We start from the raw sequence: 14,315 nt of genomic DNA on the forward strand, positions 1-14,315 counted from the left end.
GCAGTCACGCGCGATGGTAGGGGGTGCCGGCCAGGATGCTGGCCGCGCGGTAGAGTTGTTCGGCCACCATGACCCGCACCAACATATGCGGCCAGACCATCGCGCCAAAACTGATGGCCAGATCGGCGCGGTCGCGCAGCCCCTGTGACAGACCATCGGCCCCGCCGATGACAAAGGCCACGTCCCGCGCCTGATCGCGCCAATCACCAATCCGCTGGGCCAGTTGCGGAGAGGTCAGGGTCGCGCCCCGTTCGTCCAGGATGATGACGGCGGCACCGTCGGGCAAGGCGCGGTCGATTGCTTCGGCCTCGGTCAGGGATCCGCGCGCCTCGACTTCCTGCACGCTCAGGGGCGGCAAGCCCAGGCCGCGTCCGGTCTTGGCGAAACGATCAAGGTAGTCGTCGACAAGCGCCTTTTCCGGCCCCTTGCGAAGCCGGCCAACGGCCACCAGCGTCAGCTTCATTCAGTTGGGGCGGGGGGCCGCGTCGGACGGGTCCTGCCACATCTTTTCAAGCTGATAGAATTCCCGCACTTCGGGGCGGAAGATATGCACGATGACGTCGCCCGCATCCAAGAGAACCCAGTCGCCCTGGCCCTTGCCCTCGGTCCGGGCGGCACGGCCCAGGACACCCTTGAGGCGTTCGGACAGCTTTTCGGAGATCGCCGCGACCTGGCGCGACGACCGACCCGAACAGACGACCATCCAGTCGGCCACCGAGGATTTGCCGCGCAGGTCGATCTGCACGACGTCTTCGGCTTTGTCGTCGTCAAGGGATTTCAGGATGAGCGCGAGGATCTCGTCGCTCCGGTCGGCGCCTTGGCGCCCTGTGGTGGCGGCGGACTGGGCCGCGATGGTGTCGGCAGACAGTGTCTGTTCCTCCGTCAAGGGGATAGCCCGCCACGTGCGGACCAATGGGATCAGGTTACCATCGGAGCTATCCTCGGGCAACGTTTCACAGCGCACATGGGGATTCCCGCCGACGGGGTCAATGCCGGGAACGGGTCAGCATCGTCGCAGGGGCACGACAGGCGCGCCTCGGGCAAGTCGCGCGCCGCACCATGTCGCAGGCCCGGCAGCATCAAGACGACACCGCCTGACCGGACGCCCGTCCCGCTGCCAGGCCCCGCAATGACAGACTGACACAACGCGTTTCCGACCGGAAGGCCGCGGAAGGTCAGGCCGACCGCGACCCGATCCGTTTGCGACATAGGTCCGGCTGTTCGACCCCTTTGCGGGGCGCAGTCCGACAGCAACGACCGGCGTCACGAACATGATGGGGCAAATATGTCGCCCGGCTGTCGGTGGCGATCTTAAAACATGCGGAGATGAACCATGATCTCCTCCACGCTCTCGCCCATGCCTGCGCTGGCCTGTTCGGTCTGCTCGGCCAGGGCCTTGATCTCTTCTGCGATGACACCGAAGGCGCGGCCATGGTCACCCGCGCGCGCGGCTTCGACGCGGGCGTTGAGCGAGATAAGCCGGACCGTCCGCGCGATTTCCTCGATCGTGGCACGTGACGCGGTGGCGCGATCCCGTGCCTTGCCGGCCCTACGAAAGAGAACAAGGCGGACCTCATCGCGGGCCCGTCTCAGGCGATCCTCCAGGTCGAGGACCGCGGGATGAAACGGATCGTAGAGCGTCAGGCCGATCCGGTCGAAATCCGAACCATCGAGGCGACCGGCCTGCGCCCGCGCCAACACGTCGGCCACGACATCCATGAACACCCGCACCCCTTCGATGGTCTTGTGGTCATCGGCCTCGGCACGGTCCAGAACGTCCGGCACCACGGGATTCAACGTGTCCAAGGTGCGAAACGTCCCGAGGATATCGTTAATCGACCGGAGCCCCCGAAGCGCATCCTCCATCGCCCAGACCGCGCGTTCCTTGAGCAAGGGATCGCGGGTGACCAACCGCCCGCCGACCGTATTCGACACCCTGATCGCATGAACCCGCAACAGGAGCGGCAGCCCCGTCGTCGCATTGAGCGCCGCCGAGGCATTGCCCTCGCCGAACAGTTCGTCGGGCATGTGGGAATGAAAGTAAGGCGGGGTCCTGGCCATGCCCGAGCGCTACCAAGACAGCGTGAAAAATCCCCTAAGACGCGCCGTCGTCCAACGTCTTTTCGTCCAGCACGCGTACCTCGCGCTGTGGGAAGGGGATCGAGATGTCGTTTTCCTGAAACGCATCCCACAAAGCCAGATAGACATTGCCCCGGATGTTGGTCAGCCCACCGGTCGGATCGGAAATCCAGAACCGCAGGATGTAATCCACCGACGAATCGCCAAAGCCCACGATGTGGCACACCGGCGGCTTGATCTTCAGCACCCGATCGGTCCCCGCCGCGGCCCCGATGGCGATCTTGCGGACCAGATGCGGATCGTCACCATAGGCCGTGCCGAAAAAGATATCGAGCCGCACAAAGCTGTTGGAATGGGACCAGTTCACAACCTGCCCGGTGATCAGATCCTCGTTCGGAATCAGGTATTCCTTGCCGTCGCGCGTCGTGATCGAGACATAGCGCGCGGTCAGCGTGGTGACCCAACCGAACGTCTCGCCCAGCGAAATCACGTCGCCGGGTTTGATCGACTTGTCGAGCAGGATGATCACGCCGGACACCAGATTCGACACCACCTTCTGCAGGCCGAACCCCAGCCCCACGCCGATGGCACCCGACAGAACGGCCAGGCCTGTCAGATCGAAACCCACGGTTTTGAGCCCGATGAAGAAGGCACCGGTATACAGAACGATCTGGATCACCTTGACGACCAGAACCCGCATCGACGGGCTGATGTCTTCGTTCCGTGAAATCCGGGCCGAGGTCGTCGCCGACACGAACCGCGCGCCAGTGAACAGGACGCCGATCACGATAAACGCGGTGATGACCCCCAACAGGGAAATCCGGGCCTCGCCCAGTTGCAGCGACAACGCGTCCAGCCCCTGCTGGACCTCGTCCAGCAGACCCAGGTAGAACAGCGTCACCCAGATCCACAGGCCCCAGTTGACGATCTTGCGCAGGAACGGATTGCGCACCAGGCGCGCGACAAAGCTGACCGCCATCCAGGCGGTGCCGATGGTCGCGGCGAGACCTACGTAATAGCTCCAGGATGGGAACCGGAAGATCTGCTGCATCGCCCCGAAGGCCGCCCAGGCCAGCGCCGCAAAGATGATCAGACCCAGACGATTGCGCAGGATGACCAGCGCCCGAAGCTGCCATTTTGGCCGACCGGTCTGACTGCGCATCCAGGCCGTCATCCGATCCGCCGCCCAACGCTTCAAAAGCCAGGTCATGACGACCAGCGCCAGCACGATACCCACCTGCCACAGCGCACGTGGCCGCAGCAGGCCGGTCAGAAACGTCTGGGCCTGCGTCCAGAGCACGACAAGCTCTTCTCGCATGGCGAGGGTTTCGAGGATGGTCTCTTCCATATGCCTCTATGGGCCGGTTTGACGGCGCGGGGCAACGGGGACGACACGCCATGCAGGCCAAGCCTTGCGGGTTGCATCCGGGCCGCGTATCCCCTCGGCCATGAAACGCGTGCACGACCTCAGCGATCATGCCTTCCTGCCCTGGCGGTTCTTCGGGCGCGCCCATGGGGCGACGGCGCGGGGCTGACCGCTCCCCGTTCGCCCTTCCTGACAGACACCCCTCCGCGAGGATTCGCACATGACCGGCAAGACACTTTACGACAAGATCTGGGACGCCCACGTCGCCCACGAGGCCGAGGACGGCACCTGCCTTCTGTATATCGACCGCCATCTGGTGCACGAAGTCACCAGCCCCCAGGCCTTTGAAGGGCTGCGGATGACCGGTCGTACCGTGCGCGCACCCGAAAAGACCATTGCCGTGCCCGACCACAACGTCCCCACGACGCTGGACCGCGCCAATGCCGCGACCATGACCGAGGACAGCCGCATCCAAGTCGAGGCGCTGGACAAGAACGCCAAGGAATTCGGCGTGCATTACTATCCCGTGTCGGACGTCCGGCAGGGCATCGTGCACATCGTCGGCCCCGAACAGGGCTGGACCCTGCCCGGCATGACCGTCGTTTGCGGCGACTCGCATACGGCGACGCATGGTGCCTTTGGCGCGCTGGCCCACGGGATCGGCACGTCCGAGGTGGAACACGTGCTGGCCACCCAGACCCTGATCCAGAAGAAGTCCAAGAACATGAAGGTGGAAATCACGGGCAAGCTGCGCCCGGGTGTCACCGCCAAGGACATCACCCTGTCGGTGATCGGCAAGACCGGCACCGCGGGCGGCACCGGATACGTCATCGAATACTGCGGCGAAGCGATCCGCGACCTGTCGATGGAAGGCCGCATGACGGTCTGCAACATGGCCATCGAGGGCGGCGCGCGCGCCGGTCTGATCGCGCCGGACGAGAAGACCTACGAATACTGCATGGGCCGCCCCCACGCGCCCAAGGGTGCCCAGTGGGAAGCCGCCCTGGATTGGTGGAAGACGCTTTATTCCGACGACGACGCGGCCTGGGACATGGTCGTGACCATCGCCGCCGAAGACATCGCGCCGGTCGTGACCTGGGGCACCTCGCCCGAGGACGTGCTGCCAATCACCGCCACCGTCCCCGCCCCGTCCGATTTCAAGGGCGGCAAGGTCGACGCGGCAAAGCGGTCGCTCGACTACATGGGCCTGACGCCGGGCACCCCCCTGTCCGAGGTCGCGATCGACACCGTCTTCATCGGGTCCTGCACCAACGGCCGGATCGAGGATCTGCGCGCGGCCGCCGCAATCCTGAAGGGCAAGAAGATCAAGGACGGCATGCGCGCCATGGTCGTGCCGGGGTCGGGCCTGGTCCGCGCCCAGGCCGAGGAAGAGGGCCTGGCCGATATCTTCAAGGAGGCCGGGTTTGAATGGCGCCTGGCCGGATGTTCCATGTGCCTGGCCATGAACCCGGACCAACTGGCGCCCGGCGAACGCTGCGCCGCCACCTCGAACCGAAATTTCGAGGGCCGCCAGGGCAAGGGCGGGCGCACGCACCTGATGTCACCGGCGATGGCGGCTGCGGCTGCCGTGACCGGCAAGCTGACGGATGTGCGCGAGCTGATGTAAGCGCCAACCTCTCTTGGAACGACAAAGGGCGGCCCCTCGGGACCGCCCTTTTGCTTTGCGTGGGCGCGATCAGTTCGCGGCGACGACAATCGGGCGCAGCAAGCTGCCGAGCAGGACAAAGTCACCCACTGCATCGCAAGCAGGCATCGTCATCGACAGCTCCTGCGTGTCGGAGCCCGCGCCCGGCCCGGTCTGGATCGTGCCGCCATGGACGGTCTGATCGCAGTTCGCGACAGTCACGGGCGCTTCGATGCTGATCTCGGCCTCCAGGCCCTGCGGCACGGTGTAGACGAGCGCCATATACGCGTTGTCCAACCCGTCGTCGCCCAGGGACGTCAGAAAGCCGCCGTTGCCCGACAGGGCATGTGCAATCGTGCGGGGTGTCTCGGGCGAGACGTGACCGGGGTCGCCATAGGTGCCGCCCCCCTCGAAGGCATGAAGCTCCAGCCCGGCCATACCCTGCCAATGCAGGATCGCGCGGTGATACATGGCGAAATCGACGGCCTCGGTCTGGACCGTGACCGGATCGCGATCGGTCACCAGGACGGACACGGCAGGCATAGCCGACAGCGCGGGCAATTCGACCGTGGTCTTTCCATCGGGCCCCAGGGCCACGGCGATCTGCAGGTCGGATTGCAACACATCCACCCGCGCCCCACCGTCGCACGGAGCAGAGATGTCGATCGCCACGGTGGCAGCGGCCAACGGCATCGCCTGGACGGAGACCTTGCACGGCCCCTCGCCCGCGACCGCCTGCGTGTCCCGCAAGCCAGACAGCTTGCGGATCGGCGCGGGGGCAAGTTCGGCATCGGGCATGGCATCGGACGGCATCGCGGGCAGAACATCGTCCGTGATCCGCACCTCGGCCACATCCATACGGACAGCGGCGGTAGCGGGCGCATCCACCAGACCCATGGTTGTCTGTGCAACGCTGGCAGACAGCTGCGCGTTGGCCGCATCGGTCACATTGGTCAAGCTGGAGGCGACGTCCTGCGTGCTGACGGAGCCGAGCAGTTTCAGGCCCAGGAACGCCCCGCCGATCACCAGCGCGACAAGCGCCCCACGGCGTCGCGCGGCAGGCGTGCGATACTTGGCCGGGATGCGCGACCGGGCCATGGCCAGGCGCATACGGCCACGTTCGATACCATCCTGCGCACGCTGTTTCAGCGCGTCGATGGGGGTGGCCTTGGGGCCGCTCTGGTCTTGGTCACTCATCATCACCGTCCTCACGAAACACGTCGTTTCCGGAACCATGCCAATTAATTCGGGCGATTCTGGGGTGCGGTTCCGCCAAGATACGGGTGATTTGGTGTAGATTGCGTTACGCCCCGGACCGATCTGTTCGGTCCGGGGCGTCTATTTACCGACGATTTGGGACGGTTCGGGGACGATCAATAGGCCCCGTGGCAATGCTTGAACTTCTTGCCGGATCCACAGGGACAGGTGTCGTTGCGACCCGGGTTGCCCCATGTGGTCGGATCATCCTCGACGAAACCTTCTGCCGGTGCGCCCTGCGCCGGGGCGGGTTCTGCTGCGGCCGGAACCGGTTGGGCCGCAGCGGCGGCGGCGCGTTGCTGGGCGACCATCTGCTCCAGCATGGCCTTCCGCTCCTCCTCCGAGAGGGGGCGGATCTGCGCCAGCTTCTTGGTCACCTCGGACCGCAGGCTGTCCAGCATGCTTTCGAACAGCTGAAAGCCCTCGGTCTTGTATTCGTTCAGCGGGTCGCGCTGCGCATAGCCACGGAAGCCCACGACCGAGCGCAGGTGTTCCAGTGTCAGCAGATGCTCGCGCCACTTGGCGTCGATGGTCTGCAGCAGGACCTGCTTTTCGATCTGGCGCATCTGCTCGTCGCCGAAGGCCTCGGCCTTTTCAGCCATCAGCTTGTCGGTCGCCTCATAGAGCCGTTCGCGCACCACGTCCTGATCGACGCCGTCCTCTTCGGCCCAGGCGATGATCGGCTCGTCCAGACCCAGAACCTCGATGCAGGCGGCATAAAGCCCCTCGGCGTTCCACTGGTCGGCATAGCTGCGCGGGGGCAGGAACTGATCGACAAGATCGTCGACGACCTGATGGCGCATATCCTGGGCAATCTCGCCGATTTCCTCGGCGTCCATGATCTCCAGCCGTTGTTCGAACACGGCCTTGCGCTGATCGTTCATGACGTCATCGAACTTGAGCAGCTGTTTGCGCACGTCGAAGTTGCGGCCCTCGACCTTGGCCTGGGCGCGTTCCAGCGACTTGTTCACCCAAGGATGGATGATCGCCTCGCCTTCCTTCATGCCCAGCGTGCTCAGCACCTTTTCCAGACGCTCGGACCCAAAGATTCGCATCAGATCGTCTTCCAGCGACAGGAAGAAGACCGACCGCCCCGGATCGCCCTGACGGCCTGACCGGCCGCGCAACTGATTGTCGATGCGGCGGCTTTCGTGGCGCTCGGTGGCCAGAACGAACAAGCCGCCAGCGTCCAGAACCTTTTTCTTGTCGGCGGCGACCTCCGCTTCGATCCGGGTGCGGACCTCTTCGGGGTCGGCCTCGGGCGTTTCGGCAAGGGCCTGCAACACCCGCATCTCGACGTTGCCGCCCAGTTGGATGTCGGTGCCGCGACCGGCCATGTTGGTGGCGATGGTCACCGCGCCGGGCTTGCCCGCATCGGCGATGATCTGGGCCTCCTGCTCGTGCAGGCGGGCGTTCAGGACATTGTGCGCGACGCCTTCCTTGTTCAGCATCTGGCTCAGCATCTCGGACTTTTCGATCGAAGTCGTGCCGACCAGAACCGGCTGCCCCTTGGCGTGGGCCTCCTTTATCTCGCCCACCACGGCCGCGTATTTTTCAAGGGCCGTGCGATAGACCTGATCGTGCTCATCCTCGCGGGCGACGGGGCGGTTGGTCGGAACCTCGACCACGCCCAACCCATAGATGGAGCCGAACTCCTCCGCCTCGGTGGCCGCCGTGCCGGTCATGCCCGACAACTTGCCATAGAGGCGGAAATAATTCTGGAACGTGACCGAAGCCAGCGTCACGTTCTCTGGTTTGATCGACACGCCTTCCTTGGCCTCGATCGCCTGATGCAACCCGTCGGACAGACGACGTCCGGGCATCATCCGGCCCGAGAATTCGTCGATCAGAACGACCTCGTCGTCGCGCACGATGTAATTCTGGTCCTTGGCAAACAACTTGTGCGCCCGCAGCCCCTGATTGACGTGGTGCACGATGGTCGTCGACTCGGGATCATAGAGCGACTGATCGTCAGGCAGGATGCCCGCAATGTGCAGCCGTTGCTCCAGGAATTCGTTGCCCTCGTCGGTAAAGGTCACCGACTTGGCCTTTTCGTCCAGGGTGAAATGGTCGTCCGTGATCTCGGGGATCAGGCGGTCGATGGTGTTATACAACTCCGAGCGGTCCTGCGAGGGACCCGAGATGATCAGCGGCGTGCGCGCCTCGTCGATCAGGATCGAATCGACCTCATCCACGATCGCGTAGTTGTGACCGCGCTGCATCATGTCCTTTTTCGACGACCGCATGTTGTCGCGCAGATAGTCGAATCCCAACTCGTTATTGGTCGCATAGGTGATGTCGGCGGCATAGGCGGCGCGCTTTTCCTCGTCGTCCTGCTGCGGGACGACGACGCCGGTGGTCAGGCCCAGCGCGGCATAGACCTTGCCCATCCATTCCGCATCGCGGCGCGCCAGGTAATCGTTGACGGTGACGATATGCACGCCCTTGCCCGACAGGGCGTTCAGATAGGCCGGGAAGGTGGCGACCAGGGTCTTGCCCTCGCCGGTCTTCATCTCGGCGATGTTGCCTTCGTGCAGAAAGATCCCGCCCAGCAGCTGCGTATCGAACGCCCGCAGGCCCAGCGCGCGACGCGCGGCCTCGCGGCAGTTGGCAAAGGCCTCCGGCAGCAGGGCGTCCAGGCTTTCGCCGGACATGGCGCGTTTCGCCAGCGCCTCGGTCCGGTCCTTGATGCCGTCGTCCGAGAGCGCCGTGAACTCTGCCTCCAGCGCGTTGATCTTTTCGACGGTCTTGAGCGTCGATTTCACTTTGCGGTCATTCGGCGTTCCGAAGACCTTCTTGGCGATACCACCGAGTCCGAGCATGTGCGTCCCTGTCCTCGCGCCCTTGCCGTGCGTCCCGGTGCCCCATATCACTCCGGGGAAGAACGCGGCGGCCCCGTTCGGGGGCGCGGTGAAAATTTGCCTCTAGCGCACTTAAGTCCGGCCCCTGAGGGTGTCAACGAAGGCCCCGGCGGACAACGTGGAATGAACGGCACCTGATGCCGGAAAGGACCGACTTGATGAAACGACTTCTGACCGGCGCCGCGATGGCCCTCGTGTTGGCTGCCCCTGCCGGGGCGCAGGATGCCTCGACAGTGCTGGCCATTGTGAACGGGACCGACATCACCCTGGGCAACCTGATCGCCATGCGCGAACGCCTGCCCGCCCAATACCAGCAGCTGCCGGACCAAACGCTCTATGATGGCATGCTGGAGCAGTTGATCCAGCAGCAGGTCCTGGCCGACGCCGCCCGCGCCGACCTGACGCGTGCCGACGAAATCGGGCTGGAAAATGAAACCCGGGCCTTCCTGGCCGGACGCATCATCGACCGCGCTGCCGGGCAGGAAATCTCTGATGATGCCCTGCAAGCCGCCTACGAGGCGGAGTTCGGCGGAGCCGACCCCGAAACCGAATACAACGCCAGCCACATCCTGGTCGAAACCGAGGAAGAGGCGCAGGCCCTGGTCACGCAGCTGACCGAGGGAGCCGATTTCGCGGAACTGGCGCGGGACAAATCGACCGGTCCGTCCGGCCCCAATGGCGGCCAGCTTGGCTGGTTCGGCGAAGGCATGATGGTGCCGGAGTTCGAGACCGCCGTGAAGGACCTCAATTCGGGCGATGTGTCCGACCCCGTGCAGACGCAATTCGGCTGGCACGTGATCAAGCTGAACGAGACCCGGCAAAAAGACGCGCCGCCCCTGGATCAGGTCCGCGACGGCCTGGTCCAGGCGTTGCAGACGGCCGCCGTCGACGCGGAAGTCGACCGGCTGACCACCGAAGCCACGATCGAGCGGTCCGAAATCAAGCCGGACGCCGCGCTGATCCGCAACACTGATCTTCTGTCGGAGTAGGGGCATGGGCAAGGACGGGAAGAAGAAAGCCAAGGACGCGCCGAAGTCGGACAAGGCAGCCAAGAAAAAGGCCGCCAAAAGCGCTACAACGACGCCCCCATCCGACAAGGAGAAACCCAAGGTGAAAAAGGCCGACCTGTTGGCCCGCATCGCCGAGCTGGAGGCGCAGCTGACGGCCCCCAAGGGCCCGCTGGTATCGCCCCTTGCCCCCGACTTCCCTGACTTGCCCACAATCGACGGTGTCCGCTTTGCCACGGCGCAGGCGGGCATCAAATACAAGGGCCGGACCGATCTGATGCTGGCCGATCTGGCCCCCGGCACCGCCATCGCCGGCGTCTTTACCCGGTCGGCGACGCGGTCCGGTGCGGTGCTTGATTGCCAAGCCAAGTTGAAAGCGCCCCGTACGTCCGGCGGCTGGGCGATCCTGGTCAACTCCGGCAACGCCAATGCCTTTACCGGCACCGCCGGGATGGAGGCCGTGGCCGCCGTCAGCCACGGTGTCAGCCAGGCGCTCGGCTTGCCGCCGGGGCGTGTCCTGACGGCCTCGACCGGCGTGATTGGCCAACCCCTTCCGCACGCCCGCATCACCGAAGCGCTGGACGGCCTGTCCAACACGCTCAGCCCGGACGGCATGGCCACGGCGGCCCGCGCCATCATGACGACGGACACCTTCCCCAAAGGCAGCACGCGGACCGTCGATCTGGACGGAACGACCGTGACCATTGCAGGTATCGCCAAGGGATCCGGCATGATCGCGCCGGACATGGCGACGATGCTGTCCTACGTCTTTACCGACGCCAAGGTATCGGACCGGGCCTTGCAGACCATGCTGTCGGACCTGACGAAATCGACCTTCAACGCGATTACCGTCGACAGCGATACCTCGACCTCCGACTCGCTTGTGGTCGCCGCCACCGGCAAGGCGGGGAATGCCGAAATCACATCGGCACGCACCCGCAGCGGCCGCGCCTTCAAGGAGGCCCTGGCAGAGGTGCTCAAGGATCTGGCCATCCAGATTGCGATGGACGGCGAAGGGGCGACCAAACTGGTCGAGGTGCAGGTCACCGGTGCCGCCAACGCATTGGACGCCCGCCGCGTCGCCTCGGCCATCGCGAATTCGCCGCTGGTCAAGACGGCCATCGCCGGTGAAGATCCGAACTGGGGCCGCGTGGTCATGGCTGTCGGCAAATCGGGCGCCCGCGCGGACCGCGACAAGCTGCGGATCTCCTTCGGGGATATTCTGGTCGCCGAAAACGGTCAGATCGCAGAAAGCTACACCGAAGCCGCCGGCGCCGCCTACATGACCCGCGACCGGATCCTGCTGTCGGTCGATCTGGGCCTGGGCACTGCGACGGACACGATGTGGACCTGCGACATGACCTATCGCTACATCGAGATCAACGCAGACTACCGGTCCTGATGCGATGACCAAACCTGTTGTTCTGGTATCTGCCGTGGCCCTGGTGGATGCGGACGGTCGCGTTCTGCTGGCCCAACGCCCCGAGGGAAAATCCATGGCCGGTCTCTGGGAATTTCCCGGCGGCAAGGTCGAACCCGGCGAGACGCCCGAGCAGGCACTCATCCGGGAGTTGCACGAGGAATTGGGGATCGAGACCTGGGAAAGCTGTCTCGCCCCCCTCACCTTCGCGTCGCACAGCTACGATTCGTTCCATCTGCTCATGCCGCTCTTTGTCTGTCGCAAGTGGGGCGGCCAGGTGACGTCGCGCGAAAATCAGGCATTCGCATGGGTTCGCACAAATGATTTGCGGTCCTATCCGATGCCCGCCGCAGACTTGCCATTAATTCCACATTTGAGGGACTGGTTGTAACTTTCTAACAACTGTTTCCTGATCGCAAAAATTTGTGTCACTTAGAGGGGTGACGCGGGCCGAAAATGTCATATTTATGAATGACACTCACAGCCAGTCGGAGGAAACTGGATGCTACGTACGGTCACTATCGGGAACCACCTCTCTATTCAGGGTGTGTTCGTCCAACTTCTGAAAAACGGTCTGATGCAGGTTCGCGTCGGCGATCGGACCGTAACAGGTCGGCCCATCGGATAAGGTTGCCTGACGGCCAACGGAAATAAGTGTGCACAACTTTGGCGGGTATCGGAACACTCACACGAACCGACCAGCCAGCATTTCCCAAGGTCCGCAACCAAGCCGAATGATCCAGTCTGTGACGAGCGCCACCTTTTCAGGTGGCGCTTGGTCTTTTCAGGCCTTGGGCGACAGCCAACCTGACAGGTTTTCCCGAACGATATCGGCCAGGGCGTCCATATGGGCGTCGTCGTCATTCAGGCAGGGAATATAGAGAAACTCTTCCCCGCCGCCTTCCTCAAAGCTTTCCTTGATCTCTTCGTTGATCTCTTCGAGCGTCTCGATGCAGTCGGCACTGAACGCGGGCGCGATCACCGCGATGTTGGTCTTGCCTTCCTCGGAGGCGAGACGCGCGACCTCTTCGACGGTATAGGGCTGCAGCCATTCCTCCGGCCCGAACTTCGACTGAAAGGTCGTCACGATCTCGGTCTTGTCCCAGCCTAGCCGTTCACGCAGCAGGCGCGTCGTTTTCTGGCACTGGCAATGGTAGGGATCACCTTCCATCAGGTACCGCTTGGGCACCCCATGGTAGGAACACACGAGGATCTGCGGTTTCGTTTCGGCTGCCGCATAGGCCCGTTCCACCGACTGCGCGAGCGCCTCGATATAGCGGGGATCGTCGCTGTAGGCAGGCACCGTGCGGACCGAAGGCTGCCACTTCAGCTTCATCAGGACGCGAAAGAACTGATCGTTGGCGGTGGCCGTCGTGGCCCCTGCGTATTGGGGATACAGCGGAAAGAACACGATCTTGGTGCAACCTGCGGCCTGCATCTGCTCGACCTTCGACCTGGTCGACGGATTGCCGTAGCGCATGCAGTAGTCGACCACGACATCGTCGCCGAACATCGCCTGCATCCGCGTCGCCATCTTGGCCGTCTGGGCCTTGGTGATGGTGGCCAGCGGGCTTTCGCCCTGGGCTTCGTTCCAGATCGATTTGTAGGCCGCGCCCGAGCTGAACGGCCGTTTGGTCAGGATGATCCCCTGCAACAGGGGCTGCCAAAGCCAGGGCGAATAGTCGATCACGCGGCGATCCGACAGGAACTCGTTCAGGTAGCGGCGCATCGACCAGTAATCGTAGCCGTCGGGCGTGCCCAGGTTCGCCAGCAGGACGCCCACCTTGCCCATGCGGACCTTGGGGTGATCGGCGGGGGCATGGGGCAGGCTGGTGTCGGTCATCATGTTCATCTCTCGGATCCCTGTTCCGGAACCCCCAACGCATCGGCCAGCCGTGCGGTGGCGGATCCGGGGCGCAGGGGTTTGGGTTGATCGGCGGACGGGGCCCAGCCCGTCAGAAAAATCATCTCGAAGGTGGCGCGAATGCCGTCTGCATCCGGGAAAGCCTTGCCGTAGATCTGTGCCGCCCGCGCGAACAGCGCCCGGCGCGGCGTGCGGCGGTGGCGCGCGTCCAGGGCGTTGGTCTCACCCATGGCGCGCAGGTCGGCCATCAGGCGGAACATGTCGCGATAGCGCACACGGCGCGGCAGACTATCGGCCACCGGCAAAGCCAGCCCGGCCCGCTGCAACAGCCCACCCATGTCACGCACCTCACCCATGGGGGCGACCCGCGGGCTAAGCCCGCCGCTGACCTCGGCCTCGGCCTCGGCCAGGGCGGCGCGCAGCTCGGCCAGGGTCTCCCCTCCAAGGGTCGCGACCAGCAGCAGACCATCGGGGCGCAGGGCGCGGCGGCACTGGATCAGCTGACCCACCGGATCGTCAGCCCAGTGCAAGGACATGGCATGGATCACAAGATCGTGTGCACCCGGCTGCAGATCCAGAACCGAATCGTCGGCCACGACGCGGGCATTCGGCAACAGATCCGACCAGATCCGGGGATGCCCGGTCACAATCGCGGGCACCGTAAACCTTCTGTTAACGTCTATAAGCCTTTCCTGAATCTCATCCATCGCTTCCTCATGCAGGAAGTCGGCGCTGTCGTCGGCGCGTGCGCGGTGTGCAGCCAGCGCCGCGCGGTCGGTCAGGGTCGGATGGGGAGAGGTTTGGGGCATCGAAGGG

Annotated in this window: 12 protein-coding genes; 4 read left to right on the plus strand and 8 right to left on the minus strand. The window is 64.2% G+C overall.

Translation table 11 applies throughout. The annotated features are described in order from the left end of the window. Positions 1–4: 4 nt before the first annotated feature. From rlmH to K3551_RS02580, 4 genes are all read right to left on the minus strand, one after another. Positions 5–463 (minus strand): 23S rRNA (pseudouridine(1915)-N(3))-methyltransferase RlmH, encoded by a 459-nt coding sequence (rlmH, locus tag K3551_RS02565; RefSeq protein ID WP_259917432.1) that lies wholly within the window; start codon positions 461–463, stop codon positions 5–7. Then, the gene (gene rsfS / locus K3551_RS02570; RefSeq protein WP_409197400.1) at positions 464–886 is read right to left on the minus strand and encodes a ribosome silencing factor; all 423 of its coding nucleotides are present in this window, start codon (positions 884–886) and stop codon (positions 464–466) included. 425 nt (positions 887–1,311) lie between these two features. Further along, a complete protein-coding gene (locus tag K3551_RS02575) occupies positions 1,312–2,028 on the minus strand; it encodes a methyl-accepting chemotaxis protein (RefSeq protein ID WP_259917433.1) in 717 nt (238 codons plus the stop codon). A gap of 67 nt (positions 2,029–2,095) precedes the next feature. Beyond that, positions 2,096–3,427: a mechanosensitive ion channel family protein gene (locus K3551_RS02580; protein WP_259917435.1), complete on the minus strand. Its 1,332-nt coding sequence runs from the start codon at positions 3,425–3,427 to the stop codon at positions 2,096–2,098. Between the two features lie 238 nt (positions 3,428–3,665). On the opposite strand from K3551_RS02580, the gene leuC reads away from it, so the two are divergent. After that, positions 3,666–5,072 carry a 3-isopropylmalate dehydratase large subunit gene (gene leuC / locus K3551_RS02585; protein ID WP_259917437.1) on the plus strand — a complete coding sequence of 469 codons (1,407 nt, stop codon included), beginning with the start codon at positions 3,666–3,668 and terminating at the stop codon, positions 5,070–5,072. A gap of 69 nt (positions 5,073–5,141) precedes the next feature. On the opposite strand, the gene K3551_RS02590 is transcribed toward leuC, so the two are convergent. Then, positions 5,142–6,287, minus strand: a complete 1,146-nt coding sequence (locus K3551_RS02590; protein ID WP_259917439.1) for a hypothetical protein — start codon at positions 6,285–6,287, stop codon at positions 5,142–5,144. 176 nt (positions 6,288–6,463) lie between these two features. Further along, a complete protein-coding gene (gene secA, locus K3551_RS02595; protein ID WP_259917441.1) occupies positions 6,464–9,169 on the minus strand; it encodes a preprotein translocase subunit SecA in 2,706 nt (901 codons plus the stop codon). 197 nt (positions 9,170–9,366) lie between these two features. On the opposite strand from secA, the gene K3551_RS02600 reads away from it, so the two are divergent. Genes K3551_RS02600 through mutT form a run of 3 tightly spaced genes read left to right on the plus strand, consistent with a single transcriptional unit; the run spans position 9,367 to position 12,026 of the window. Next, positions 9,367–10,197: a peptidylprolyl isomerase gene (locus tag K3551_RS02600; RefSeq protein WP_259917443.1), complete on the plus strand. Its 831-nt coding sequence runs from the start codon at positions 9,367–9,369 to the stop codon at positions 10,195–10,197. 4 nt (positions 10,198–10,201) lie between these two features. Further along, complete coding sequence (gene argJ / locus K3551_RS02605) at positions 10,202–11,617, plus strand: bifunctional glutamate N-acetyltransferase/amino-acid acetyltransferase ArgJ (protein ID WP_259917445.1); 1,416 nt, start codon at positions 10,202–10,204, stop codon at positions 11,615–11,617. Between the two features lie 4 nt (positions 11,618–11,621). Next, positions 11,622–12,026, plus strand: coding sequence for an 8-oxo-dGTP diphosphatase MutT (gene mutT, locus K3551_RS02610; protein ID WP_259917446.1), 405 nt, complete (start codon positions 11,622–11,624; stop codon positions 12,024–12,026). A gap of 393 nt (positions 12,027–12,419) precedes the next feature. On the opposite strand, the gene hemH is transcribed toward mutT, so the two are convergent. Beyond that, positions 12,420–13,478 carry a ferrochelatase gene (gene hemH, locus K3551_RS02615; RefSeq protein WP_259919423.1) on the minus strand — a complete coding sequence of 353 codons (1,059 nt, stop codon included), beginning with the start codon at positions 13,476–13,478 and terminating at the stop codon, positions 12,420–12,422. 5 nt (positions 13,479–13,483) lie between these two features. Next, positions 13,484–14,308: a methyltransferase domain-containing protein gene (locus K3551_RS02620; protein WP_259917448.1), complete on the minus strand. Its 825-nt coding sequence runs from the start codon at positions 14,306–14,308 to the stop codon at positions 13,484–13,486. Positions 14,309–14,315 lie beyond the last annotated feature (7 nt).

Origin of the sequence: Jannaschia sp. M317 (assembly GCF_025141175.1) — a bacterium.
In the GTDB taxonomy this organism is placed as follows: domain Bacteria; phylum Pseudomonadota; class Alphaproteobacteria; order Rhodobacterales; family Rhodobacteraceae; genus Jannaschia.

What these genes read in the sequence shown, in the direction of transcription:
- rlmH (WP_259917432.1), bottom strand. Translation starts at nt 463, where the DNA reads ATGAAGCTGACGCTGGTGGCCGTTGGCCGGCTTCGCAAGGGGCCGGAA.
- K3551_RS02575 (WP_259917433.1), bottom strand. Translation starts at nt 2,028, where the DNA reads ATGCCCGACGAACTGTTCGGCGAGGGCAATGCCTCGGCGGCGCTCAAT.
- K3551_RS02580 (WP_259917435.1), bottom strand. Translation starts at nt 3,427, where the DNA reads ATGGAAGAGACCATCCTCGAAACCCTCGCCATGCGAGAAGAGCTTGTC.
- leuC (WP_259917437.1), top strand. Translation starts at nt 3,666, where the DNA reads ATGACCGGCAAGACACTTTACGACAAGATCTGGGACGCCCACGTCGCC.
- K3551_RS02590 (WP_259917439.1), bottom strand. Translation starts at nt 6,287, where the DNA reads ATGAGTGACCAAGACCAGAGCGGCCCCAAGGCCACCCCCATCGACGCG.
- secA (WP_259917441.1), bottom strand. Translation starts at nt 9,169, where the DNA reads ATGCTCGGACTCGGTGGTATCGCCAAGAAGGTCTTCGGAACGCCGAAT.
- K3551_RS02600 (WP_259917443.1), top strand. Translation starts at nt 9,367, where the DNA reads ATGAAACGACTTCTGACCGGCGCCGCGATGGCCCTCGTGTTGGCTGCC.
- argJ (WP_259917445.1), top strand. Translation starts at nt 10,202, where the DNA reads ATGGGCAAGGACGGGAAGAAGAAAGCCAAGGACGCGCCGAAGTCGGAC.
- mutT (WP_259917446.1), top strand. Translation starts at nt 11,622, where the DNA reads ATGACCAAACCTGTTGTTCTGGTATCTGCCGTGGCCCTGGTGGATGCG.
- hemH (WP_259919423.1), bottom strand. Translation starts at nt 13,478, where the DNA reads ATGACCGACACCAGCCTGCCCCATGCCCCCGCCGATCACCCCAAGGTC.
- K3551_RS02620 (WP_259917448.1), bottom strand. Translation starts at nt 14,308, where the DNA reads ATGCCCCAAACCTCTCCCCATCCGACCCTGACCGACCGCGCGGCGCTG.